This is a genomic window from Methylomonas sp. 2F7, from assembly GCF_057126975.1.
Genome location: NZ_CP195203.1, coordinates 3,001,259 through 3,025,932, shown reverse-complemented (window position 1 = coordinate 3,025,932; position 24,674 = coordinate 3,001,259). Strand labels below are relative to the sequence as shown.

Annotated in this window: 23 protein-coding genes and 1 pseudogene; all 24 read left to right on the top strand. The window is 52.1% G+C overall.

The window, feature by feature from the left end; genetic code table 11:
- Positions 1-169 precede the first annotated feature (169 nt).
- Positions 170-1,375 carry a sensor histidine kinase gene (locus tag ACR64Q_RS13445; RefSeq protein ID WP_313732206.1) on the top strand — a complete coding sequence of 402 codons (1,206 nt, stop codon included), beginning with the start codon at positions 170-172 and terminating at the stop codon, positions 1,373-1,375.
- The gene (locus tag ACR64Q_RS13440; RefSeq protein ID WP_313732207.1) at positions 1,362-2,744 is read left to right on the top strand and encodes a sigma-54-dependent transcriptional regulator; all 1,383 of its coding nucleotides are present in this window, start codon (positions 1,362-1,364) and stop codon (positions 2,742-2,744) included. Before ACR64Q_RS13445 ends, ACR64Q_RS13440 begins: the two co-directional genes overlap by 14 nt.
- A 55-nt stretch (positions 2,745-2,799) precedes the next feature.
- Positions 2,800-3,111, top strand: coding sequence for a flagellar hook-basal body complex protein FliE (gene fliE, locus ACR64Q_RS13435; RefSeq protein ID WP_026146905.1), 312 nt, complete (start codon positions 2,800-2,802; stop codon positions 3,109-3,111).
- Positions 3,112-3,129: 18 nt separating this feature from the next.
- Complete coding sequence (gene fliF, locus ACR64Q_RS13430; RefSeq protein ID WP_313732208.1) at positions 3,130-4,881, top strand: flagellar basal-body MS-ring/collar protein FliF; 1,752 nt, start codon at positions 3,130-3,132, stop codon at positions 4,879-4,881.
- Entirely contained in the window at positions 4,874-5,884 is a 1,011-nt protein-coding gene (gene fliG, locus ACR64Q_RS13425; RefSeq protein ID WP_313732209.1) for a flagellar motor switch protein FliG, read from the top strand. The genes fliF and fliG overlap by 8 nt, the downstream gene beginning before the upstream one ends.
- A complete protein-coding gene (locus ACR64Q_RS13420) occupies positions 5,871-6,575 on the top strand; it encodes a flagellar assembly protein FliH (RefSeq protein WP_313732210.1) in 705 nt (234 codons plus the stop codon). Before fliG ends, ACR64Q_RS13420 begins: the two co-directional genes overlap by 14 nt.
- Positions 6,572-7,921, top strand: a complete 1,350-nt coding sequence (gene fliI, locus ACR64Q_RS13415) for a flagellar protein export ATPase FliI (protein WP_313732211.1) — start codon at positions 6,572-6,574, stop codon at positions 7,919-7,921. Before ACR64Q_RS13420 ends, fliI begins: the two co-directional genes overlap by 4 nt.
- On the top strand, positions 7,921-8,373 hold the full coding sequence (gene fliJ / locus ACR64Q_RS13410) for a flagellar export protein FliJ (protein ID WP_313732212.1): 453 nt from the start codon (positions 7,921-7,923) through the stop codon (positions 8,371-8,373). Before fliI ends, fliJ begins: the two co-directional genes overlap by 1 nt.
- 27 nt (positions 8,374-8,400) lie before the next feature.
- Positions 8,401-9,765 (top strand): flagellar hook-length control protein FliK, encoded by a 1,365-nt coding sequence (locus ACR64Q_RS13405; protein ID WP_026601318.1) that lies wholly within the window; start codon positions 8,401-8,403, stop codon positions 9,763-9,765.
- A 141-nt stretch (positions 9,766-9,906) separates the two neighbouring features.
- The gene (gene rpsF, locus ACR64Q_RS13400; RefSeq protein ID WP_020482465.1) at positions 9,907-10,332 is read left to right on the top strand and encodes a 30S ribosomal protein S6; all 426 of its coding nucleotides are present in this window, start codon (positions 9,907-9,909) and stop codon (positions 10,330-10,332) included.
- 25 nt (positions 10,333-10,357) lie between these two features.
- The gene (rpsR, locus tag ACR64Q_RS13395) at positions 10,358-10,588 is read left to right on the top strand and encodes a 30S ribosomal protein S18 (RefSeq protein ID WP_020482464.1); all 231 of its coding nucleotides are present in this window, start codon (positions 10,358-10,360) and stop codon (positions 10,586-10,588) included.
- A gap of 65 nt (positions 10,589-10,653) precedes the next feature.
- Positions 10,654-11,517, top strand: coding sequence for a hypothetical protein (locus ACR64Q_RS13390; RefSeq protein ID WP_231499591.1), 864 nt, complete (start codon positions 10,654-10,656; stop codon positions 11,515-11,517).
- A gap of 46 nt (positions 11,518-11,563) precedes the next feature.
- A complete protein-coding gene (gene rplI, locus ACR64Q_RS13385; RefSeq protein WP_020482462.1) occupies positions 11,564-12,010 on the top strand; it encodes a 50S ribosomal protein L9 in 447 nt (148 codons plus the stop codon).
- Between the two features lie 4 nt (positions 12,011-12,014).
- Positions 12,015-12,956, top strand: a complete 942-nt coding sequence (gene rfaD / locus ACR64Q_RS13380; protein ID WP_026601316.1) for an ADP-glyceromanno-heptose 6-epimerase — start codon at positions 12,015-12,017, stop codon at positions 12,954-12,956.
- 136 nt (positions 12,957-13,092) lie between these two features.
- The gene (nosP, locus tag ACR64Q_RS13375; protein ID WP_026601315.1) at positions 13,093-14,253 is read left to right on the top strand and encodes a nitric oxide-sensing protein NosP; all 1,161 of its coding nucleotides are present in this window, start codon (positions 13,093-13,095) and stop codon (positions 14,251-14,253) included.
- Positions 14,246-15,382: a sensor domain-containing diguanylate cyclase gene (locus tag ACR64Q_RS13370; RefSeq protein ID WP_026601314.1), complete on the top strand. Its 1,137-nt coding sequence runs from the start codon at positions 14,246-14,248 to the stop codon at positions 15,380-15,382. The genes nosP and ACR64Q_RS13370 overlap by 8 nt, the downstream gene beginning before the upstream one ends.
- A gap of 309 nt (positions 15,383-15,691) precedes the next feature.
- A complete protein-coding gene (locus tag ACR64Q_RS13365) occupies positions 15,692-16,129 on the top strand; it encodes an RNA polymerase sigma factor (protein ID WP_483823335.1) in 438 nt (145 codons plus the stop codon).
- Between the two features lie 12 nt (positions 16,130-16,141).
- Positions 16,142-16,246 (top strand): annotated as a pseudogene (locus ACR64Q_RS13360) (sigma factor-like helix-turn-helix DNA-binding protein); the annotation flags it as partial.
- Positions 16,247-16,332: 86 nt separating this feature from the next.
- Entirely contained in the window at positions 16,333-17,298 is a 966-nt protein-coding gene (locus tag ACR64Q_RS13355; RefSeq protein ID WP_036276984.1) for a FecR family protein, read from the top strand.
- Between the two features lie 95 nt (positions 17,299-17,393).
- Positions 17,394-19,835, top strand: coding sequence for a TonB-dependent siderophore receptor (locus ACR64Q_RS13350; protein ID WP_483823334.1), 2,442 nt, complete (start codon positions 17,394-17,396; stop codon positions 19,833-19,835).
- Between the two features lie 476 nt (positions 19,836-20,311).
- The gene (locus ACR64Q_RS13345; protein WP_026601309.1) at positions 20,312-20,521 is read left to right on the top strand and encodes a ribbon-helix-helix domain-containing protein; all 210 of its coding nucleotides are present in this window, start codon (positions 20,312-20,314) and stop codon (positions 20,519-20,521) included.
- Positions 20,518-20,760 (top strand): hypothetical protein, encoded by a 243-nt coding sequence (locus ACR64Q_RS13340; protein ID WP_020482454.1) that lies wholly within the window; start codon positions 20,518-20,520, stop codon positions 20,758-20,760. The genes ACR64Q_RS13345 and ACR64Q_RS13340 overlap by 4 nt, the downstream gene beginning before the upstream one ends.
- A gap of 208 nt (positions 20,761-20,968) precedes the next feature.
- Positions 20,969-23,362 carry a phosphoenolpyruvate synthase gene (ppsA, locus tag ACR64Q_RS13335; protein WP_026601308.1) on the top strand — a complete coding sequence of 798 codons (2,394 nt, stop codon included), beginning with the start codon at positions 20,969-20,971 and terminating at the stop codon, positions 23,360-23,362.
- A gap of 389 nt (positions 23,363-23,751) precedes the next feature.
- Positions 23,752-24,660 carry a hypothetical protein gene (locus ACR64Q_RS13330; protein WP_020482452.1) on the top strand — a complete coding sequence of 303 codons (909 nt, stop codon included), beginning with the start codon at positions 23,752-23,754 and terminating at the stop codon, positions 24,658-24,660.
- Positions 24,661-24,674 lie beyond the last annotated feature (14 nt).

Sequence of the window (24,674 nt, the reverse complement as noted above, 5' to 3'; positions counted from 1 at the left end):
GTGCACATAGCATAGTCGCAAAGCCAATTCGTCACCAGTCCGGAGCTAACAGCCTGCCTCTTTTCGTCAAAAACTTGACAACTCTTATTTAAGCATCTGTTTTTAAATAAAAATTTAAATGGTCTAAATTTTGCTTCTAGCGTCTAGACAATCAATTAGGCGACTAAATATGGGTACTTTAGAGCTGCATCAACAACAAAAAACCGAGCGCTTGACCGATGCATTCCGGATCTTTAACGAACTTTCGGAGAATCTGGCGCATTCCTATCAGGGCTTGGAAGAGCAAGTAGCCAAGCTCAATCGCGAGTTGCAGGCCGCGCGCAGCGAACGGTTGAACACGCTGATCGAGAAGGAGAAGCTCGCCAGTCGCTTGCAACAGATTCTGGCAGCTTTGCCGGCGGCGGTGGTGGTGCTGAATGCGCACGGCATGATCGTCGATTGCAATGTTCATTCCGTGGACTTTTTGGGCGAACCCTTGCTAGGCCAATTGTGGTCGAATGTAGCGGCGCGCAGTCTGCAACCAGTGTTCGAATCGCCGCATGAACGCCAACTCAGAGACGGCCGTAAAGTGAATATTACCCACAGCTCGTTGGGTAACGATGCCGAACAAATCATTCTGTTGTCGGATGTCAGCGAACTGCGTTCCTTGCAAGATACGCTGGCGCAGCACAAACAACTGAGCGCTATGGGGGAAATGGTGGCCGGTCTGGCGCATCAGGTCCGTACACCGCTGGCGACCGCGATTTTGTATGCGTCACAAATGAGCAAACCCTCGATTCCCGACGAAAAGCGCCAACAGTTCTCCGAGAAAATTTTAGAACGTCTGCATTACCTGGAGCGCCAAGTTAACGACATGCTGATCTTTGCCAAGCAGGGTCGGATGGCGATGCAAAGTTTTTCATTACAACGGCTGCTAATACATCTCGCCGAAGCAGCCGATAGTTTTGTGGGCGAATTCAGCATCGAAAACCGCATCAGCACCGATCAGTTGCTTGGCAATGAAGATGCATTGCGCGGGGCAGTATTGAACTTAATCAATAACGCGGCCGAGGCCGGCGCGCACAAAATTGCATTAACGGTCCGTCGGAGCGATTCAGGCTGCATAGACATCACCGTGACGGATGATGGGCCAGGTATCGTCGAAGCGCAGCAAACTAAATTATTCGAACCGTTCTACACCACCAAGTCCAATGGCACCGGCTTGGGTTTGGCGGTGGTCGATAGCGTGGCGCGCGCGCACGGCGGTAGCGTCAAATGTCGTTCGACGCCGGGGCAAGGTACAAGTTTTACCTTGAATCTGCCCTGTACCAGCCAATACACCCTCGGCTTGTCCGCCGGTATTGCCACAATGGAGCAAAATTATGAAACAGTATGATGTGCTTATCGTCGAAGACGACATGGCTTTATGCGAGGCGCTATGCGATACCCTGGAAATTGAAGGCTATCGGGTAATCTCCGCTAAAAACGGTATTGAGGCACTGAGCCAGTTGGCCAAGTATCAGGTCAGGCTGGTGGTCAGCGATGTGCAAATGCCGGTGATGGACGGTTTTCAGCTGTTGCAGAATATTCAGCAAAAATTCGAGCAGTTGCCGGTGTTGCTGATGACGGCTTACGGCACCATCCCCAAAGCGGTGGAAGCCATGCAGTCCGGTGCGGCCGACTATCTGATCAAACCGTTCGAAGCGGGCATGTTGGTCGATAAGGTAGCATCATTGATTACGCTGCAAGCCCCAATAATTAACGAGCGCGTAGTGGCTGACGAGAGTATGAAAAAGCTTTATGCATTAGCCAGCAAAGTAGCCAAAACCGATGTGACCATGCTGCTGGAAGGCGAGAGCGGTACCGGTAAGGAAGTGCTGGCCCGTTATGTTCATCGGAACTCGCATTATCATGCCGGCCCGTTCGAGGCCATCAATTGCGCGGCGATTCCGGAAAACATGCTGGAAGCGATGTTGTTCGGTTACGAGAAAGGCGCATTTACCGGTGCTGTGCAATCGGCGCCTGGTAAATTCGAGCTGGCGCAAGGCGGCACCTTATTACTGGACGAGATTTCCGAGATGGATATTTCGCTGCAAGCAAAATTGCTAAGGGTGTTGCAGGAAAAAGAGGTCGAGCGTCTGGGTAGCCATCGCAAAATCACGCTGAACGTCAGAATTTTGGCGACTACCAATCGCAAACTAAAAGAATATGTGCAGGATGGCCGGTTTCGCGAAGATCTGTATTTTCGCTTGAGCGTATTTCCGCTCAGAATTCCGCCGCTGCGGGAGCGGCCTGGCGATATTTTGCCGCTGGCGCTGGAGTTGTTGAGCAAGCATAGTCCGGCAGGGAAAGCCGCTTGCAGCTTTGATGATGCGGCAATGACTAAGTTATCTGCATACAATTGGCCAGGTAATGTCAGAGAGTTGGAAAACGTGGTGCAGCGGGCGTTGATCCTGCAAAGCCGGAGTCAAATCGGCGCCGACGACCTGATTTTTGAGGAAGATATGTTGGTTTTGCCGAGTTTGCCCGCTGCTGTGCAAAGTCTTGCCGTAGAATCGCGGCAAACCGATAGCGACAATAGCCAATTCGAGCTCGGCAGCTTGGGCGACGGCGTGCGTTCGGCCGAGGAAAAAATTATTTTGCAAATGTTACGCGATGTCAGCGGCAGCCGGAAAACCACAGCCGCCAAGCTGGGTATCAGTCCGCGTACCCTGCGCTACAAAATTGCGCGGATGAAGGAAGCGGGAGTGATGGTACCAGGTTAAATCTTGGCTTGAAAAATGCTTGTGCTAAGCAAGGCAACCTAAAAGAGTCATTATCATGTCAGATATGAATGTTAACCAAGTGCTCGCGCAGATGCGGGCAATGTCCATAGAGGCCGGCGCCAAGCCACAGCCTAGCGACACGTCCGGCGATTTTGCCGCCATGTTGAAACAATCCATCGACGCCGTAAACAATACCCAGCAAACCGCCAGCGGTATGGCTAAATCGTTTGAGATGGGTCAGAGTGACGTCAGTTTGGCGGAAGTGATGATTGCCTCGCAAAAAGCCAGCGTTTCTTTTCAGGCCATGCTCCAGGTGCGTAATAAACTGGTGGATGCCTATAAGGACGTGATGGGCATGTCAATGTAGGCTAGCGGAATATAAGCCATGAGCGAACTAGACAGAAATCTACCGATGGAGGCCCATAGCCAATCAAGTATGGCAAACGCCGACAAAATGCACCCTGCTTTGAAAAGCCTGAGCAAAATGCCGATGCTTCGTCAGCTTGTTCTAATGTTGGGCTTGGCGTTCAGCGTTGCGATGGGCGTGGCCGTGGTGTTGTGGTCGCAGGCCCCGTCTTACGATTTACTGTTTTCCGGCGTGGCCGAAAAAGATTCCGCGGAAATTCTCGATGCGTTGACCAAGTTAAATGTCGATTACAAGGTCGAAACCGGCTCCGGCGCGATCATGGTGCCGGCCGATAATGTCCGGGAACTGAAATTGAAATTGGCCGCACAAGGCCTGCCGCGCAGCGCGAGTCTGGGTTACGAATTGCTGGATAAAGACAACGGCTTCGGCGCCAGCAAAAATGTCGAGCAAATGCGGTTTCAACGCGCATTGGAAGGCGAAATTGCGCTGACTATTCAAACCATTCAAAACGTCAAATCCGCGAAAGTGCTGCTGGCTATTCCGGTCCAATCGGTATTTGTCCGCGAACGTAAAAAGCCCAGCGCCTCGGTAGTGGTGGAGCTGTATCAAGGCCGCACTCTCGAAAAAGAACAAATCGAATCCATCATCCATTTGGTTGCCTCCAGCGTACCGTTAATGGAAGCCAGTCAAGTGACGGTCGTGGATCAAAAAGGTCGTTTGTTGAACAGCAAGGAAGGCGGCGAAGATATGTCCTTGTCCAGCAAGCAATTCGAATATAAGAAAAATATAGAAGAACACCTGCGTGGACGGATCGAAAATATCCTGACGCCACTGGTAGGCGGTGACGGCATGCGGGCGCAAATTTCCGCCGACGTTGACTTTACCGTTACCGAAAAAACCCAAGAAATGTTTAACCCGGATTTGCCTGCCTTGCGTAGCGAGCAAACCCAGGAAGAAAATAACTCCTTATCCAAAGTGCAAGGTGTGCCCGGAGCCTTATCGAATCAACCTCCACCAACGGGTACCGCGCCGGAAGTCGCCAGCGGCCAGGAAAAACAAGCTGCTGCGGAATCGGGTTCCGCCTCGTCCAACAAAACCGCCACCCGTAATTACGAACTGGATAAAACCATCACCCATACTAAACTCGCCACAGGTGCCTTACGACGCTTGTCGGTGGCGGTCGTGGTTGACGATAAAAAAGTGGTGCAAGCCGACGGAAAAGCTACGCTAGTTGCTTACTCGCAAGAAGATCTGAATCAACTTCGCGACTTGGTCAAACAGGCCGTCGGTTATGATAATAGCCGCGGCGATCAGGTGACGGTAACCAATGTCGCGTTCAGATTGCCCGATGCAATGGAAGAAGTACCTTCCGAACCTATCTGGGAACAACCCTGGTTTGCCAGTGCACTGAAACAGTTGGCGGCGGTTGCTGTAGTCTTGCTGCTGATCATGGGGGTATTGCGGCCAGGTCTGCGCACCCTGATTGCCAAGGAAGAACAGTTAGAAGCGCTTGAACAAGCCAAGGCAATCGCGGAAGCAACCGGTGGTGTGGTGCGTTTCGATGAGACCGGCAAGCCGGTGGCTGTCGCGGTCTCGGTAGATGAGGAAACCGGCGAAGTACGCACCATCACCACTGGCGTGGAAGATTTATTGTTACTCGAAGCCCCACAAAGCTACGAAAAACGTTTGGAATATGTCCAAAAACTGATCGACGAAGATCCTAAATTGGTCGCGCAAGTGATCAAAACCTGGTTAAAAGACGATGGCTGAGCAAGAGAAATTAACGCATGCACAAAGAGCTTCGCTGCTGCTATTGGCGGTGGGACAGGATAGAGCGGCCTCGGTGTTGAAGCATATGGGACCGAAAGAAGTGCAATTGATCGGTTCGAACATGGCACAACTCGGGCCGATTAGCTCGGGTATGGTTGATGAGGTGCTGGAAGAATTCATCATCGAAATCAAAAACGAAACCGGCCTGGGTCTGGATTCCGACGAATACATCCGTAATATGCTGACCAATGCCCTGGGCGCGGATAAAGCCGGCAGCATCATCGACCGGATTTTGTTGGGTGCGAACAGCAAGGGTATCGAACAGTTGAAGTGGATGGATACGCGTTCCATCGCCGATTTGATTCGCCTGGAACATCCGCAAATCATCTCTATTATTTTGTCTTTGCTGGATGCCGATCAGGCCGCCGACGTACTGACCTTATTGCCGCAAAATATGCGTTCGGATATTTTGATGCGCATCGCTACTCTGGAAGGCGTGCAACCCGCCGCTTTGCGTGAGTTGGACGATATCATGGAGAAACAGTTGACCGGCAGCGACGGCGTGAAGTCCTCGCAAATCGGCGGTATCGACGCGGCGGCCAATATCCTCAACTTTATCGAAAGCGGTATCAGCGATCCGATGATGCAAGACATCAACGAAGCCAACGCCGATTTGGGTCAACGTATCCAGGATAAAATGTTTGTGTTCGGCGATTTGATCAACGTCGATGATCGCGGTATTCAAACACTGTTGCGCGAAGTGTCCACCGATCAGTTGTTGCTGGCCCTGCGTGGTGTGGAAACCGGTTTACGCGATAAAGTGTTTGCCAATATGTCCAGACGCGCGGCGGAAATGTTGCGCGACGATTTGGAAGCCGCGCCGCCTGCGCGCTTGAGTGAAGTGGAGGCCGCGCAAAAAGATATTCTGGCGATAGCCAAACGCTTGTCCGATGCGGGTGAAATAGCTTTGGGCGGCGGTGGCGGTGGCGATGAGTTCGTCTAAGAGCAATAAATTTTCCGAGGCCGAACTTCAGGCTCTGGATCGGTGGACTAATCTGCAGGATTTCAGCACGCCGCGCTCCGAATCGGTCGAATTGGAAGAAGTCACAGAGGTTCTGACCGCCGAGCAGATTGAAGAAATTCAGAAACAGGCCTACGCCGAAGCCTTCGAACAAGGTAAGCAGCAAGGCTACGCGGACGGACAAAAAGAAGGCTTTGAGGCCGGGCGCAAACAAGGCTATGAAGAAAGTTTACATTTGCTGCAAAAACAGGCAGCCGAACTCACAACTTTGCTGGAAGCGCTCAGCGAGCCCTTCAAGCAACTCGACGAATCGGTCGAGCAGGAGTTGGTTAAATTAACCATCGCCATCGCCAGTCAATTGATTCGCCGGGAATTGAAGTTGGAACCCGGCGAGATCGTCGGTGTGGTGAGAGAGGCGATCAATGCCTTGCCGCTGGCGTCGCAGAAAGTCACCGTGAACTTACATCCCGAAGATGCGGCCTTGGTTCGCACCGCGTTAAAGCTCGATGAAAACATGCCGCCCTGGCGCTTGCAGGAAAACCCTTTGTTGAGTCGCGGCGGTTGCACCGTCGAAACCGAAATGTCCAGAATCGATGCCAGCGTCGAAAGCCGTGTGGCCGCTGTGATTGCCACGGTATTGGGCGGCGAGCGCCGCGAGGATTTTGGCCGATGATCCCCAATGCCGACCGTTCCGATTTGTGGTTGGCGCGCTTGCAACCGTACCGGGAAAGACTGGCAGCCGATCCTTTGGAGTTGGTCGTTGAAGGGAAATTATCGCGCATGGTGGGTTTGACGTTGGAAGCAGAAGGCTGCCGGGCGGCCATCGGTTCGTTGTGTCAAGTGATTACCAAATCCGGCAAGATCATTACGGCTGAGGTCGTCGGTTTTGGCGGATCCCGCTTGTTTTTGATGCCGACCGGCGATACGCATGGTCTGGAACCCGGTTGTCGTGTCATTCCTATGGGCAAGAACAGTCTAGCCAACGTCGGTTTTGGTCTGTTGGGTAGAGTGCTCGACGGCGCGGGCAAACCCCTGGATAGTAAGGGTCCGCTGGATACCGATGCCAAAGTTTCCTTATCCGGCACCACCATCAATCCGCTCAGCCGCAAACCCATTCGCGAGGCCTTGGATGTTGGGGTGCGGGCTATCAATGCCATTCTCAGCGTCGGCCGCGGGCAGCGTATGGGTTTGTTTGCCGGTACCGGTGTCGGCAAAAGCGTGTTGCTGGGGATGATGACCAAGTTTACCAATGCCGACGTCGTCGTGGTGGGCTTGGTGGGTGAGCGGGGCAGGGAGGTTAATGAGTTTGTACTGAAAATCCTCGGTGAAGAAGGGTTGCGCCGAGCCGTAGTCGTTGCGTCGCCGGCTGACGATTCGCCGTTGATGAGGGTGCATGGCGCCTTGTTGGCGACCAGTATCGCCGAGTATTTTCGTGACCAGGGCCTGGACGTGTTGTTGCTGATGGACTCTTTGACTCGATATGCTCAGGCGTACCGGGAAATTGCTTTGGCGATAGACGAGCCGCCGGCAACCAAGGGCTATCCGCCTTCGGTGTTTGCGAAATTGCCGCAATTGGTGGAGCGCGCCGGCAATGGCGACGAAGGCGGCGGTTCGATTACCGCGTTTTATACGGTATTGGCGGAAGGCGACGATACCAACGATCCGATTGCCGATGCGGCGCGAGGTGTGCTGGACGGCCATGTGGTGCTGTCGCGTTCCCTGGCCGAATCCGGTCATTATCCGGCAATCGACATTGAAGCGTCGATCAGTCGGGTGATGCCGGACATCATAGAGCCGGAACATCTGCAAATGGCGCGGGATTTGCGGCGTTTGTATTCCACCTATCAACAGAACAAGGATTTGATCAGTGTAGGCGCCTATCGGCCGGGAGCTGATCCGCGCATTGATAAAGCGATAGAAAAAAATCCGGCGATCATGGATTTTCTGCAACAAAGCATGGATGAATCGGTGGACTTGAGCCGGAGTCTGAGCGAGTTGGCGCAATTGTTGGCTAGCTGATGAAAAAGTCGCAGCGACTGAAAGTTATTATCGACCTGCATGCGCGTCAGGAACGTGACGCTTTGGAGGCTTTGGGTATCAGTCAGCAAAAGCTGCAAGAGCTACAAGCTCAGCTCGAAAATTTACAAAGTTACCGTCTGGACTATTTAGGTAAATTCGCCGTCAGACAGCAGGCTGGGATCAATATCACTCAGTTGATGGAGTTCAGGGCCTTCGCCGACAAGCTTGATCAGGCTATCGAAAGCCAGCAGCAGACGGTTAGCAACCATGAGCGCGAGGTGCAGCGGGCCCGCAAGCGCTGGGAAGATGCGCATCAGCGTACCAAAAGTCTGCAAAAAGTCAGTGATTTGGCGTTGGTCGAAGAAATGAAAGTCGAACAAAAACGTGAACAGGCCGAGCAAGACGACCGGGCTGCGCGATCAGGACGTAAGGATGGCACGGGAAGTGCTTGATTAAATAAAAATGTCAGGAGAAATGCCATGAATATCCAAGGTTTAAATCCGCTGTCTCTATTAGCCTCTGCCGATAGCGCCAGTGTTGCGACTACAGGTCTATTGGGCGAAGGTGGCGGTGCCGGCGTGTTTTCGGCGACGCTGCTTGAGCAACTGGCACAATTGCAGAATAGTTTATTGAGCAAGGGGGCGGCCGGTGACGCCGGTTTGGCGAATTTACAGCAGCTGGGTGGTTTGGGCGCGGACACCTTGAATAGTCAAAGCATGCAGGATTTTACCGCTCTGTTCGGCAAGAGTTTGCCGACGGCAACCAAGCTCGGTCAGGATATTAATCTGGACGATACCATGCAAGCCTTGGCGGATGTGTTGCAATATCTGCAAGGCTTGGAGGCTGCTACGGTTACCGAACAACAAGCCCCGGTTTTACCGGTTACCTCGGCAAATCAAGATAACTTTGCCGAGATAGCTGCGGAAAATACGGAGACCGCAAATGAGCAGGCAGAGAATGCAGCGATGTTGGCGGGGATGCAGGCTCAGCCCTTGCCGGTTGCGGATAGCGTGAGTGGCGTTAATGAGGTATTAAAATCCGCAGTAGCAACCAGTGAGGCGATGTCTGCCGTCAAAAACAGTCCGGAACTGTTGGGTATGGATGCTAAAAAAGAAGCGTTGACGGCATTGAACGGCACGGATGAAGGGCGGAAGGCCATGGCAGCGGAGAGCGGTTTTGCCAAAACCCTTGCCGCCGAAGAGGGCGCGTCCCAGCAATTTGCGCAAGACAACGCGGCCAATGCTTTTCAAACTGAGCAGGGCGACGTGCCGAAGCATCAAATGGGCGGTAGCGAGGCTGACGTGGGCTTGTCCAGAATGACGGCCGACATCGCTCAAATGAATAAATCGGTAAATAATGCCGGGCAAACGCCGGCGCCGGCGATAGAAAAACATTTAACTCATCCGGAATGGAACACCGACTTGGGCGAAAAGTTGCTGTGGATGCATAAACAAGCGGTGCCTTCCGCCGAAATTCGCTTGAATCCCGAGCATTTAGGTCCCATTTCCATCAAGATTGATGTGAATCAGGATCAAGCCAGTGTGGTCTTCACCGCCCAGCATGCGGCGGTCAGGGACGCCATAGAGGCGGCTATCCCCAAGTTGCGGGAAATGTTGGGCGGGCAAAACTTGAATTTGGCGGATGTTAACGTTTCCCAGCAACAATCCGAACAAAGACCGGGACGCGAGTCCTTTCAAACGGCCGGAGAGCAAAATCGCGGCGGCAATAGTCAAGGCCAAGGCCACACCGACAGTGCAGCAACCGATACTTCCAACGCTATTCTCGAAGAAATTGAAGCAGGCCGAGCCATTGCCAGTAACGGTTTATTGAGCCTATTTGCCTAGTCAACTTTAGGCGTTGTTGAAAAATTGCTTTGCAAAAACAGCGCCTATTTCTATAATGCCCAGCTTTTTGGGGAATTTATCCCCGTCCCTTGCTTCACTGTCCTGACGGATGGGAGGCTTTTAAACCCGTAAGGAGAAATCATGCGACATTATGAAATTGTCTTCTTAGTCCACCCTGACCAAAGTGCTCAGGTGCCGGCTATGATAGAACGTTATAAATCCACTGTTGAAGAAGCCGCAGGCAAAATTCACCGTTTGGAAGATTGGGGCCGTAGACATTTGGCCTACCCTATCAAAAAAATTCATAAAGCACATTACGTGTTGATGAATATCGAATGCGATCAAGCCACTCTTGAAGAACTGGAAAGCGGTTTTCGTTTCAACGACGCCATCTTGCGCAGCCAAACCCTGGCGCAAAAAGCGGCCGTAACCGAGCCTTCCGCGATTGCCGTCAGCGGCAACGACGGTCAAAAAGCCGGTAGCCGGGTTAAGGAAGAAGTCGAAGAAGAAACCGAAGAAGCTGAAGTAGAAGTCGTCGAGACTGAAGTCGTAGCGGATTCCGAATAATCAACATTGAACCAAGAGAATTGTGATGGCACGTAATAACATTAGACGCAAAAAAGGTTGCCGTTTTAGCGGCGAAGACGCGATCAAAATCGATTATAAAGATTTGGACTTATTGAGCGAGTACGTTACCGAAACCGGCAAAATCATTCCTAGCCGTATTACCGGTACCAGTGCTAAATATCAAAGACAGTTGACTTCTGCGATTAAACAAGCGCGGTTCCTGGCATTGTTGCCGTTCTGCGACGCACACAAGTGATTTAGCGGGAGGGGTAGCGCGTGCAATTTCTGGCGACTTTCATTATGAAAGGACGGATGCAGGCCATGACGGTCGCATCCAGCCTAGCCTTGCTATCGCTGCTGTTTCCTCCTGTCAGTATCGTAAGTTCAGCCGCTGTCTCATTGGTAACATTGAGGCGTGGGGCTAGTGAAGGCTTGTATGTGCTGATTTGCTCATGTCTGGCTGCCGCCGTATTAAGCACCTTATTGATCGGTAATTACCAGTACGCATTGCTTTACGGTCTGGCCTTTTGGCTGCCGGTTTGGCTGATTTCGATAGTACTGCGCGAGGGCCGTTATCTGACTCTGGCAATTGAAATTGCCGTATTGTTGGGTGTCGCGGTGGTGCTGGGTATATATACGATTCAGGAACAGCCGGTACAGCTTTGGCGCGAAGTGTTGAGCTTCATGCTACAGCCCATGCTTGAAGGTAAAACGGATGTGCCAATGGAGCAAATTAAACAATCTGCGGAACTGTTGGCGCATTTCATGACCGGGGTTGCCGCGGCCGGCAGCGTTTACGGCTTGCTGTTCGGTTTGTTTTTGGCCAGATGGTGGCAAGCGGCGCTATACAACCCGGGCGGTTTCAGAGCCGAGTTTTTGGCGTTGAAAGGGCATGTGCATCTGACATTAATCACCTTGCTGGTGGCTGGCGTAGCGATGATCACTTCCGGCAAGACTGCGGAGTTGTGCTGGAATGTATTGTTGGTGCTGTTGGTGACCTACACGATGATAGGCACCGCAGTCTTGCATGCGGCGTTCTCTGTCATGAAGGGTAGTCGTTTCATGGTGCCGTTTTTATACGTGACCTTGATGTTGATCCCGCATGTCATGGTGGTGATTGTACTTTGCGGGCTTACCGACACCTGGCTGGACTTACGAAATAAACTAAAACCAAATGGGGCGTAAGCTCCGGATTTTTCGACAATCAAGTCGATCTAAGAGGTAGAAAACGATGGAAGTCATTCTTCTGGAAAAAACGGCGAACCTGGGTAACCTGGGCGACAAAGTAACCATCAAAGCGGGTTACGGCAGAAACTATCTGATTCCGCAAGGCAAGGCAGTCCCTGCTACGCCTAAGAAAATCAGAGAGTTTGAAGAGCGTCGCGCCGAGCTGGAAAAACAAGCGGCTGAAAAATTGGCTGCTGCCACCGCTCGTGGCGAAGCGCTTAGCAAATTGAACGTGTCCATTGCCCATAAAACTGGCGACGAAGGCCGTTTGTTCGGTTCGGTTGGTACGCAAAACATTGCCGATGCCATCACTGCTGCCGGCATTAAAGTCGAGAAACACGAAATACGTATGCCTAACGGCGTCATCCGTAACATCGGCGAATACGACATTGCTATCAATCTGCACACCGACGTCGTTATCACGCTGCCGGTAAAAGTGGTAGCCGAGTAAAGCCGTGATCATCGTAACCGGTGGCGCCGGTTTTATCGGCAGCAATCTGGTATTGGGCCTGAATGCCCGCGGTTATGATGATATTTTAGTAGTCGACCATTTAAGCAACGGTATCAAGTACCGAAACTTGGTCGACTGTCAGATAGCGGATTATCTGGACAGAAGCACCTTTTTGGAACGACTGCAACAAGGTGCTTTCCAAGCAGAAACGATAGAAGCCATCTTCCATCAGGGCGCCTGTTCCAGTACGACCGAGTGGGACGGCCGTTATATGATGGACAATAATTATGAATACAGCAAAACGCTGTTTCATTATTGCCAAAGCCACAAAATCCCGTTCATTTACGCCTCCAGCGCCGCTACTTACGGTGCCGATTTAACCTTCAAGGAAGAATTGGCTTACGAAGGTCCGCTGAATGTCTACGGTTATTCCAAGTTTCAGTTCGACCAATATTTGCGCAGACAGCAAAATTTGACCGCGCAAGTGGTTGGTTTACGCTATTTCAATGTCTACGGTCCGCGCGAAGCCCACAAAGGCAGCATGGCCAGTGTGGCCTTTCATTTGAACAATCAGATAAAAGATTCCGACGAATTACGCTTATTCGAAGGTTGTGACGGTTATGGCAACGGCGAACAGCGCCGCGATTTTGTTTATGTCGGCGATGTGGTGGATATTAACCTTTGGTTTCTTGATAACCCCAAAGCATCCGGCATCTATAACTGCGGTACCGGGCGTAGCCAAACCTTTAATGACGTGGCAAATGCGGTGATTAAATTCCACCAGCGCGGCCATATCAAATATATTCCCTTCCCGGCGCACCTGAAAGGCTGCTACCAAAGCTTCACCGAAGCCAATCTGGACAAATTGCGCGCAGTTGGTTGCAGCCATGACTTCAAAACCGTCGAGCAAGGCGTGCAACTCTATATGGAATGGTTGAACGGCTAGTAACGTCAATTTCTGTCATCACTTAAGATGAGAGTTGTAAGTATATCCGCATAGTTTTCGATTTTTTCTACAGCACAGTCGCTAGCCCGGTTGTAAAATATCTGTTCATCCACAACTGCAACTGCCGAGATAGCAGATGAGTCGCCGCACGGCAATTCGCATTGCCCATTCCTGTTTATCTGACCCTCAGCGGGCGGTCGAGGAACTTGCTTTAGGCTTGCTCCACTCCGATACCACCTTGGTCATTTTCTTTTGTTCGAATAGTTATGACCGAACTGTGCTGGCTTCCGAAATAAGACGTCGATTTCAAGGTATGCATGTGGTTGGCTGCACGACCGCCGGCGAAATAGGCGATGCAGGACTGAGTCAACAAAGTCTGGTAGGTGTCGGCTTTTCCGCGCCGGATTTTATTGCGACCAGTGGGCTAATTCCTAACTTGCAACAGTTTCAAATCGCCGAAGGGCATGCGCTTGCCAACGAACTATTGTATGGCTTGCAAGATAGAGTTACGCATCTTAACGCCGAAAATTGTTTTGGTTTTTTGTTGATCGACGGCTTATCGGTGCGCGAAGAGCAGGTTACCCATGCGATACAAGACGCATTAGGCAATATCGCCATGATTGGCGGCTCGGCGGCCGACGACTTGCTGTTCCATAAAACATACGTTTATTGCGATGGTGACTTTCATGCGGACAGTGCCTTGTTATTGCTGGTGCATACGTCGTTACCGTTCAAAATATTCAAAGCGCAACATTTTGTACCGACGGCGGAAAGATTGGTGGTCACACACGCCGATGCCAGACGGCGCATCGTACATGAAATTAACGGGCTACCGGCGGCCCCGGAATACGCCAGACTCATCGGGGTTATGGTCGAAGAATTGAGCCCTGAGCACTTCGCCGCGGCGCCGGTCGTGGTCGCTATCGATGGTAACTATTATGTGCGGGCTATTCGTAGTGCCAACGAAGATCAAAGTCTGACATTTTACTGCGCTATCGAGGAAGGCTTGGTGTTGAGAGTCGCGCGAGGGGTGGATCCTATCGAAAGTCTACAGCAGGCGTTTGCCGAAGTTCGGGCACAGATCGGTCAACCTCAGGTCACGCTAGCTTGCGATTGCATACTTAGAAAGCTTGAGCTGGTACAGCGCGGGTTAACGGCGCAAGCGGAACAAATACTGAGTGATAACAAGGTGATAGGTTTCAATACGTATGGCGAGCAGTTTCGCGGCGTGCACGTCAATCAGACCTTCGCCGCGGTTGCTATCGGTGCAGTTGATAGGTGCGGCGAGGATGATTGACACAGATACACTCGATACAGAGAGCGAATTAAGGGCGGAAATCGTTCGCCTGAATAAGGTTGTAGAAGCCTTGATGAATCGAGTAGAGCATAGTTCCACTCAACACTATTCGGATTTTGATCAATTTCAAACCACGATTATGCTGGAGAATTTGGTACGGGCTCGGACAAAGGAGTTGGAAGCGGCGTTGCGGGAGAACGAGAAGATCAATCGAGCGCTGCAAGAGGCCGAGGAAAAGTTTCACCGGGTTCTGGATCAATCCTTGGTCGGCATAACCATGATTATCGAAGACCGCTTTCATTATGTGAATCCTAAGTTTGCCGAAATCTTCGATTACGAGGTCGATCACCTCTTGAATATGGGCATGATGGAACTCATCAGCGATACCGATCAGCCTGCCTTGCGCGAAGCGATGCAAAAAGCGCTAAACAAAGATATTGCGAAAATCAATTTTATAGCCAACGCCGTGCGTAGGAATGGCCAAATGATCACGGTAGAGGTATCCGCTAGTCCGGCAATTGATATCGGTGGTAAACCTGCATTGATAGCCGTATTGGCGGATATTAGCGAGCGATTACGTTCCGAGCGGCAAGTCAAAGTTCTGCACGAGCAACTCCAATACCAGGCGATTCATGATCCGTTGACCGGGCTGTATAACCGCCTGTTCCTTAACGAAAACTTGGAACGTGAATTGCGTTTGGCTGAGCGGCAAGGCTATGAAGTGAGCGTGGTGATGAGCGATCTGGATCATTTTAAAATGATCAATGATTGTTATGGACACCAGGCCGGTGATGCAGTTCTGAAAGCTTTTGCCGACATCATGAGGCGTCATGCCCGCGCCAGCGATTTGGATTGCCGCTATGGCGGCGAAGAGTTCTTTCTGGTGTTGCCGGATACCTCGCTACAAACGGCTAGTGAACGCGCCGAATTGATACGTTTGGCCCTGGTTGCGCAGCCTATTGCCGTTGCCGACATCTGTATCGGTGTTACTGCATCATTTGGTGTAGCTACATATCCCGCAAACGGCCTATCTTCGGTGGCCTTGATCGGGGCGGCGGATAAAGCGCTTTATCTAGCCAAGGACGCCGGCCGCAATCAGGTCGTCGCAGCTGCCCAGCCCTCGCTGTAGGCGTTTTTTAGCTCACTACCGGAAGGAAAGCCTGACTCGGTTAGTTTCCGCTGTAAAGCGCTGGCCGGTTGCTCGCCGCTGCTGAGGTTGACAGCCTTATATTAGATCAAGCCCCAGCGTCGCCGTGTTTACGCGCCTTGCAGCCAATAGGGGATTCGCCGCAAACGGCTGCGGCATATCACTTATTTTTTCCGCCTGTCATTCCCGGTATGCGCCGGCGAAAAAACTTAATTGCCTGATTTCTATTTGCTTGTGCGATTGGGTGCGTATCGTGCTCGTAACATCTGGACAATAACGCAGCGATGACTCATGTCCGACCAAGTATTTTCCGCAAAACCTTCCGACAGCGGCGAACAATCCGAACCAAGCGCAGAGCAAATTGCGGCATTCATCGATAAACATCGCGATGAGCTCAGTCGTTTTATCGTGCGTAAACTGGTTTCGGAAGACCTGTCCGCGGACATACTGCAAGATGCTTATTTACGGCTGAGCCGCCAGCAAACGCAGGAAACTATCGAGAATCCGCGGGCTTTCGTGTTTCGGGTTGTCGGTAATTTGGTGATCGATTACCAGCGGCTTAGCGTCAATCGGCTCAAGCAGGATGTCGACGACGACACCTACAACGCCGTTCCCGAACAGTCGCCCGGCCCCGAGCAGCGTTATCAGCAGACCCAGCGCTTGCAAGCCATTCGTCAGGCCTTGGCGGAATTACCCGAAGACTGCCGTCTGGCTTTTTACTGGAACTGAGTCGAAGGCCTCAGCCATACCGAAGTCGCGGCCCGCCTGCGCATCTCGGAAAGCATGGTCGCCAAGCATCTGGCGCGGGCCATGCGGCATTGTCGGGACAGGCTCAAGCAACATTGAGGCAAATTGCCGACCGCCCGGAAAATATCAGCAAGAACGGCTGCGTCATCCGTCATAATAGTTTCAACCGTCCAAACCTTATGTCGATGAGTAACGCACCCGTTTCCGAAATCACCACTTTGTCCGATCAGGCGATTGATTGGGTGATACGGCTGCGCGCCGGAAACGTAGGCGAGCAAGAGCGGCGTGCGGCCGCCGAATGGCAAAATCGCAGCCCCTCACACCGTCGCGCCTTTGTCGAAGCCGAACAACTGTGGCTGGACATGGGCGAGGTCTGGTCGGTAACGGATCTGCCGATACCGACGCAAGCCAGGGGCCGCCGATTTAGCCGGCCCGTCTGGCGCGGCTTGGCAGCGGCCGCTGTTGCCTTGGCTCTGGTTTTGCCGTTTTCCGATCTTGGCGACCGCTGGTTCAGCGACTATTACACCGCTGTCGGCGAACAAAAAACCGTGACTTTGGCCGACGGCAGCCAGGTGCTGTTGAATACCGATACCGCATTGACGGTTGCCTATTCGGATACCGGCCGCAAACTGACATTGAAACACGGTCAGGCCTTGTTCAAGGTCGCCGCCGACCGTAAACGGCCGTTTGAGGTAGCCACCGATACTGTAGTGGTCAAAGCCTTAGGGACGGTCTTTGAAGTGCTGCAGCAAGACCACTCCGCCCGCATCACGGTGCAGGAACACGCGGTGTGTGTCAAAGGTCTGCACGCCCCGGATTACCCGCCCGACGCCCGCATTCACGAAGGGCAACAAGCGGTTTACAGTGCCGCCGACGGCTTGCAAGCCGCAGTGGCGGCCGATCCGCAGCAAAACGCCGCCTGGCAACGCGGTAAACTGGTCTTTAAAAATCAAGCCCTGGCCGATGTGGTTGCGGAACTGGACCGCTATTTCCCCGGAAAGATCGTCATCAGCGACGCCAAACTGGCGGCGCTAAGGGTCAGTGGCGTCTTCCCGCTGGCGGACCGCGCCGCCACACTGGCGATGCTGCAACAAATCCTTTCGGTAAAAATCAGTCAAATCACGCCGTGGTTGACCGTGTTGCACGGCTAGCGCAAAAAAAATCCCGCCGCCATTACAAGATTTTTCCGGCCGTCCATCTTAACCGGTACGCGGCAATGGTGCCGCCGCCACGTTAAGGATTACAGATGAAAAACTCACGCGATACCGGCAGCGTCCATCCCGGCCAGGCCCGTATGTTTAAACCCAAGCCTATTGTCGCATTATTACTGCTCGGCACGGTCAGCCTGGCCGCGATGGCCGGCGACGCTGCGCAAGCCTTCAACATCCCGGCGCAAGCCCTGGACAGCGCCCTGACCGAACTCGCCGACCAGACCAACCTGCGCCTGCTCTATCCGGCGGAACTCGTCGGCAAACTCCGCTCCAGCCCGGTGTCCGGCCAATACACCCCGGAGCAGGCCATGCAGCGGATGTTGCAGAATTCGGGCTTGACTGTGCGGAAAACGGCGGACGATACATTTACGCTGGAACCAGCAGCGAACGCCGAGCCGCGCACGGCTACGACGATGCCGGCGGTGACGGTGATGGGGAAGGCGGTTTATGATTCGACCGATCCTTACAACCCGGATTACAGCCTACCTAACGCGGCTACTGCCACCAAAACCGATACACCGATCATGGAAACGCCGTATTCGATTCAGGTCGTGCCGAAACAGGTTTTGGAAGACACGCAAGCTGTCCGTCCGGGCGACGCGCTGAATTATGTCAGCGGTATCTATCAAGGCACTGCAAATTCGGGTGATTGGCTGGACTGGTCAAGACGACGAGGTTTTGATAATTACCCCGCAGGCGATTATCGCAATGGTGCGCCATTTCCGTTGGGAGGGGCTTGGGGTGGCCGGGATTTGGCCAATGTTGAACGTGTAGAAGCTTTGAAAGGCCCAGCTTCTCTACTCTATGGACTGACTGCGCCCGGCGGTGTGGTTAATTACGTCACCAAACAACCGTTGGCAACGCCGTATTATTCCTTACAACAACAATTCGGTTCTTACGACTTCTATCGCACCACTGTGGATGCCACCGGGCCGATTACCGACGACAAATCGTTACTGTACCGTATTAACCTGGCTTATAAGGATGCCAACTCGTTTCGTGACATGGTAAGCAGTGACCGTATTTTTATCGCACCGACGGTTACTTGGAACATTAGCCCTAAAACCCAGGTGAATTTTGAATTGGAATACGATTACGGTCATGTGGTATTTGACCGAGGCATACCTGCAATTGGCAATCGACCAGCCGATGTACCACGCAGTCGATTTTTAGGTGAAGCAGACCCGCGAAGTATGTTCGAAAGGGTTCTGGTCGGCATGAATTGGTCTCATGCCTTTAATGACAATTGGACGCTGAGCCATCGTTTCACCGCGGTCTACAATGGTATAGAGACTTACGCAGCTAATCCGACAGGGTTAAATACTGACAACAGAATGTTAAATATATTTGGCGTGGTCGGACATCGCCCGCCGGAAGATGATGCCAGCTATTTTAATGCGATCAATTTGACGGGGCATTTCGATACATGGGGATTACAGCATACGTTACTATTAGGGGGCGACTATTTTCGTACCTTTAGGCAAGGTACTGAGCAATATTATTTCAATGCCGTCGATATTTATAATCCTACTTATCTTGGAGCTAATGCCATCCAAAATCAAATAGCTAATGCACCCGTTGTTAATAGCTCAGCATTGGAGCAATGGTTCGGCCTTTATCTGCAAGATCAAATCAAATTGCCATTTAACTTTTCTATACTGGCGGGTTTTCGCTATGACGGTGCGGAAAATGAATATATCGATCTTGTTAGTGGGGCGGTTACTGAAAATCCCATGCAGGATAGCTTGACACCTCGCGGCGGTTTGATCTGGCAACCTATTCCTGAATTTAGTGTGTACGGCAGTTACACTGAAAACTTTGTTGGTGTCCAATCTGGTAGATCAATTGGCGGTTCGTTATTAAGTCCTGAAACTGCACAGCAGTGGGAGTTTGGAGCCAAGACAGAACTCTTCGACAAAAAATTGATGGCTACGTTGGCTTGGTTCGATCTGACCAAGCAAAATATGGCAATTTATCAGCCACCGACTTTTATCGACGCAAGAGCGATAGGAGAGGCTAAAACAGCTGGCCTGGAATTCGATGTAAAAGGAGAAATCCTACCCGGATGGAACATAATCGGTGCTTATGCTTATACACCCGATGCGAAAGTTATTAAAGGTTATCCGGGCGAAAATGGTCAACGCTTGCCAGGAGTTCCCAAACATGGCGGCAGTTTGTTTACCACTTACGAGCTACAAGCCGGTACATTGCGAGGCTTGAAGTTCGGTGGTGGGGTACTGGTTCGCGGCTCCCAAACTACCGAAACAAGTAACACTGACGTCGTGCTGCCCGGCTATGCGACGGTAAATCTATTGACCAGTTATTCTTGGAAAGTTGGCGGCAGCAAATTGACTACGCAGTTGAATGTCAACAACCTGCTCGACAAAGAGTATTTTCCCAGCGCGGCTTTCAGCCGTAATGCTATCGAAGTCGGCACACCGAGGACATTTATGGGATCAGTAAGAGTGGAGTATTAGTCTTTCTGGTTCCCAACCTCTAGGTTGGGAACCTCGGCCTTGGAAGCTCCAGCTTTCTAACTCTACAGGAAGCAAGAGCTTCCAAGTGATTGGTTTCCAATCGGGAGCTTGGGAACCAGGGGGACTGTTCTCATTCCCACACGCTGCGTGGGAATTCAAAACCCGGCTGCGCTGCGGCGCGAAATTACCGTACCAAGTACGGTTGGGTTTTAGTCCCTAAGCTCAATGGTTCGGCTTCCGCCTGATGGTTTAAAACCCGTTTCAAGCCCCGCCCGAAACCTTACGGGCGGGGCTTAGGTCAGTGAGTTTGACGCTTGGCTCATACGGTCCGGAAGCGGCTTGGCTTGGCTAAGTGTGCGACAGCCGATCAGGTTTTGAATTGATTAAACTCGACAGTCCGGAGCCCATGCATTCTGCTTGCCTGATGTGTAAATATCCGTATAAAAAACACATCATTTAACCAAGAGGAGGTGTTTATGTCTGTACGTTTCAATGTTGTGTTGTCCGATGACCTGAATCGCGAACTGCACAAGGCCGCGGAGGAAGGCGAAACCAATAAAAGCGAAATTTTGCGCAAAGCGATCACCCTGTATCTGGCGGCTAAGGATGGACGTCGGCGCGGGCTAAAAATCGGTTTGGTCGAACCCGAAACCCAAAAGCTGGAAACCGAAATTATCGGCTTATGAGCCATATCGATCTCAATAATCCACCGCCCAATCATACATTCAGCGTTTCGGTTGAGCGGCAGGAAACCGACGCCGAACGGAATGTCCGCTTATTCAAGGATTTAGCGCTATTCGTTGTTGCGCTCGGCTTTGTGGTTTTAATCGTCTGGTTGTGCTACGCCACCTTGGTGGCAACTACCACCAGCGCGGAAGAGAAAAAGTGGGCGATGTCGATCTTGTCCGCGGCGCAGGCGGGATAATCGGTTATCTGTTGCGTAAATAATTCACCGATTCTTGGCGGGGCGGGGAGTTATCCCCGACCTTCACAATCCACCCGCTTTAAAATTTCGCTAAAACCTCGCTTACCGGAATTACACCAGCCCTAGGCGACAGCTCCAGACCCTTGCCGATTACCGCCAACGGCGTATGCTTATAAGGACAAGCATAACAACAGCCAAGGAGCGCAACATGTCCAAGCACAATCAATATATCCGCTGGTTTGCAGAACTCACCATCCACGATATTCCGCTGGTCGGCGGTAAAAACGCCTCACTCGGCGAGATGTATCGCGAGTTGGCTTCGGAGGGCGTGATTGTCCCCAATGGTTTTGCGATTACCGCCGAAGCTTACCGTTATATGCTGGATCAGGCCGACGCTTGGCCGCATTTGCACGCTTTACTCGATGATGTCGATGCCGACGACGTCGCAGAGTTGGCGCGCCGCGCGCAACAAGCCCGTGATTTGGTTTACGCATCGCCGTTGCCTGCCGATTTGCAACAGCAAATTCTGGATGCTTTCGCGCAATTACAACAGCAATATCAAGACGATTTAACCGTCGCGGTGCGTAGTTCTGCGACCGCCGAAGATCTACCCACTGCCAGTTTTGCCGGTCAACAGGATACCTATTTAAATATTCGCGGCGGCCAATCCTTGCTGGATGCTTGTAAACGCTGTTTCGCCAGTTTGTTTACCGACCGGGCGATTCATTACCGACTCGATCAGGGCTTCGACCATTTCAAAATCGGTTTGTCGATAGGCGTGATGAAAATGGTGCGTTCCGATTTGGCGGCCAGCGGCGTGATGTTTTCGCTGGATACAGAGTCGGGTTTCAATGATGCCGTGTTTATCACCGGTGCCTATGGTCTGGGTGAAAACGTGGTGCAGGGCGCTGTCGATCCCGACGAATTTTACGTGCATAAGCCCACTTTCGCCCGAGGCTATCGGGCGGTATTGCGGCGCACGCTGGGCGCTAAAAAAATCAAGATGATCTATAGCGACGGCCGCACCCGGGAACCGATTCGCAATGTCGCCACCTCAAATCACGAGCGCCGGCAATTTTGTATCGACGATGCGGAAGTGCTGCAATTGGCCGATTACGCCTTGAAAATCGAACGGCATTATGGCCGGCCTATGGATATGGAATGGGCCAAGGATGGATTGGACGGTAAGCTGTATATCGTGCAAGCCCGCCCGGAAACCGTGGCTTCGCAAAAGGTCGGCAATGTCTTGGAGCAATATCAACTCAAACAATCTGGCGAAGCCATCGTCAAAGGCCATGCCGTGGGCAGCAAGATCGCGGTGGGTCAGGCGCGGGTGATAGATAACGTGGCCAAACTCGGTAGTTTCAAGCCGGGCGAAGTGTTGGTGGCCGATATGACCACGCCGGATTGGGAGCCGGTGATGAAAACCGCCGCCGCTATTGTTACTAATCGCGGTGGCAGAACCTGTCATGCGGCGATCATTGCCCGCGAATTGGGCGTGCCGGCCGTGATAGGCTGCGAGAACGCGACGGCAGCGATAACCAGTGGCAGCGTGGTCACGGTATCGTGTGCGGAAGGCGATGTCGGCAAAGTCTATGCTGGCCGGCTGGATTTCGAGGTCAAGCATACTGATTTGTCGCAACTCCAGCGGCCAAAAACCAAGATCATGCTCAATCTGGGCAATCCTGAATTGGCGTTTAAACTCAGCTTTCTGCCCAATGATGGCGTCGGTTTGGCGCGGATGGAATTTATTATTACCGAATACATCAAGGCTCACCCGATGGCTTTGATTCACCCCGAAAAAGTCGAAGAGGCCGGCGAGCTGGAGCAACTTAAGCAATTGACCGAGGGCTATGCCAAGCCGGAAGAGTTTTTCATCCAGCGGCTGGCGGAAGGCGTCGGCACCATCGCGGCGGCGTTTTATCCCAAGCCTGTGGTCGTGCGGATGTCGGACTTTAAAACCAACGAATATGCGACCTTGTTGGGTGGACGTTGGTTCGAGCGCGACGAGGCTAACCCGATGATCGGTTTTCGCGGTGCCTCGCGCTATGTACACCCTGCATATGCCGAGGGGTTTGCCTTGGAATGCGCGGCGATGAAGCGGGTCCGCGAGCAGATGGGCCTCAAGAACGTGGTATTGATGATCCCGTTTTGTCGCCGAATTGATGAAGCCGAAAGGGTTTTGGCTTACATGGCGGAGCTGGGTTTGAAGCGTGGCGATGATGGCCTGGAAATTTATGTGATGTGCGAGATACCGAATAACGTCATCCTGATCGACGAATTCGCCAAGTTGTTCGACGGTTTTTCGATCGGCTCCAACGATTTGACGCAATTGACTTTGGGTGTGGATCGGGATTCGGAAATCGTCGCTAACGATTTCGACGAGCGGGATGCCGGCGTGAAGACCATGATCAAATGGGCCGTGGAAGGCGCGCGCCGCAATGGCCGGCATTCCGGCTTGTGCGGTCAAGCGCCGTCCGATTATCCGGAAATGGCCGAATATCTGGTCGAAATCGGCATTGATTCGATGAGTTTGAATCCAGATACGGTGTTGCAGACTACCCAGCGTCTGCTGGATTTGGAACTTAGGTTGAGACGATAGCGAATTTGGGCTTTTGTTGCTTACCGCTTGATTGCCGACCAGTGTGGGTTAGGGCGAGACAAAAATACTCGGATGGATTGCCGCTGATTTTTGCAATGCAGCGTTACACCTAAATCGGTCTTGCTCAAGAACACAGGCTGGAAAAAGTTGTTCGAGTAAGTGAAAAATCTAAATTATGTTATTTCACCTGTTTTTTGTGAGCTAAATCACGGATTTTGATTAAGCGCTGAGAATAAGTAAACTCTAATTGTTTGTAATTTATACGTTTTATAGGTGGCATAAGGATTGCGTTGTGGACGCAGGCGCCTGTCAGTTATGGCTTACAAGATTGTTAAGTCCTGGGCTCAAGGTGCTTTCTCCCCCTAACTTAAGATTTAAGGTAAAAACGTATGATCAAAACAAAATTGGCTAAAGCTGTTTCCATGGCGGTTGCCGGTGTCGCGCTTTCAGCAGGAGCATCTACCGCTTCGGCGCATGTCATGTACAACACCTTCACGACAGCTGCGGCCAGTGCAACCGATGGTTGGAACTACACTTACGACGGTCCCGATGCCGATACAGTTGCAACCGGCCCTGAGAGCGGTGGCTATCAAGGTACTCAAGTCCCTTGGCTTGGCACAGCAAATGGTGCGTTGCCGTTTGGATATACCGGTCGCGCACATTTGAACTGGGCTGCTGCGATTCACGGGCCAGGAACCTTGGAAGTGTCGGCCGCCGACGCACTGGCTGACTATGGCGTGGCAGCGGAAATCGATACTGGCGCCGGTGCTTGGAAAGATAATGGTCTCGATGCTAATGGCGTGCCTACCGCAACAGGTCCAACCGGTTGGAAACACCAAATTGACATGGGTTTGATTAAATCCGACGTCTCTACTTTATTGAGGCTGAACCTGACCTCTCTGGGTACCATTAACGGTAATTTTGGGGTTACAGTGTTTAAAGGTATGGATACTACCAACTCAGTATCCTACAGCCACCATGGTAGCTGGAATAACGCCGGCAAGCCGGAAACTACCAGCAACCCATTCTACGCCGCAGGGGTTGGTTCCGGTATGGAGTACCTTACTCATGACGCTAGCGTAGACGCAGTTAACTACCTTGAGTTTTTCGCAGAGGCAGGCCAAGTTTATACCATTGCTCTGGGTGGTAATGGCGTTGGGAGATGGAATGCCAATGTCTCCGGCTATGAATTATCCATCGCCGCAGTACCTGTCCCTGGTGCTGTTTGGTTATTCGGCAGTGCGATGGCAGGTATGATCGGTTTTGGCGGTCGTCGTAAAGCGGCGGTAGCAGCTTAAGGCCGGAAATGCCG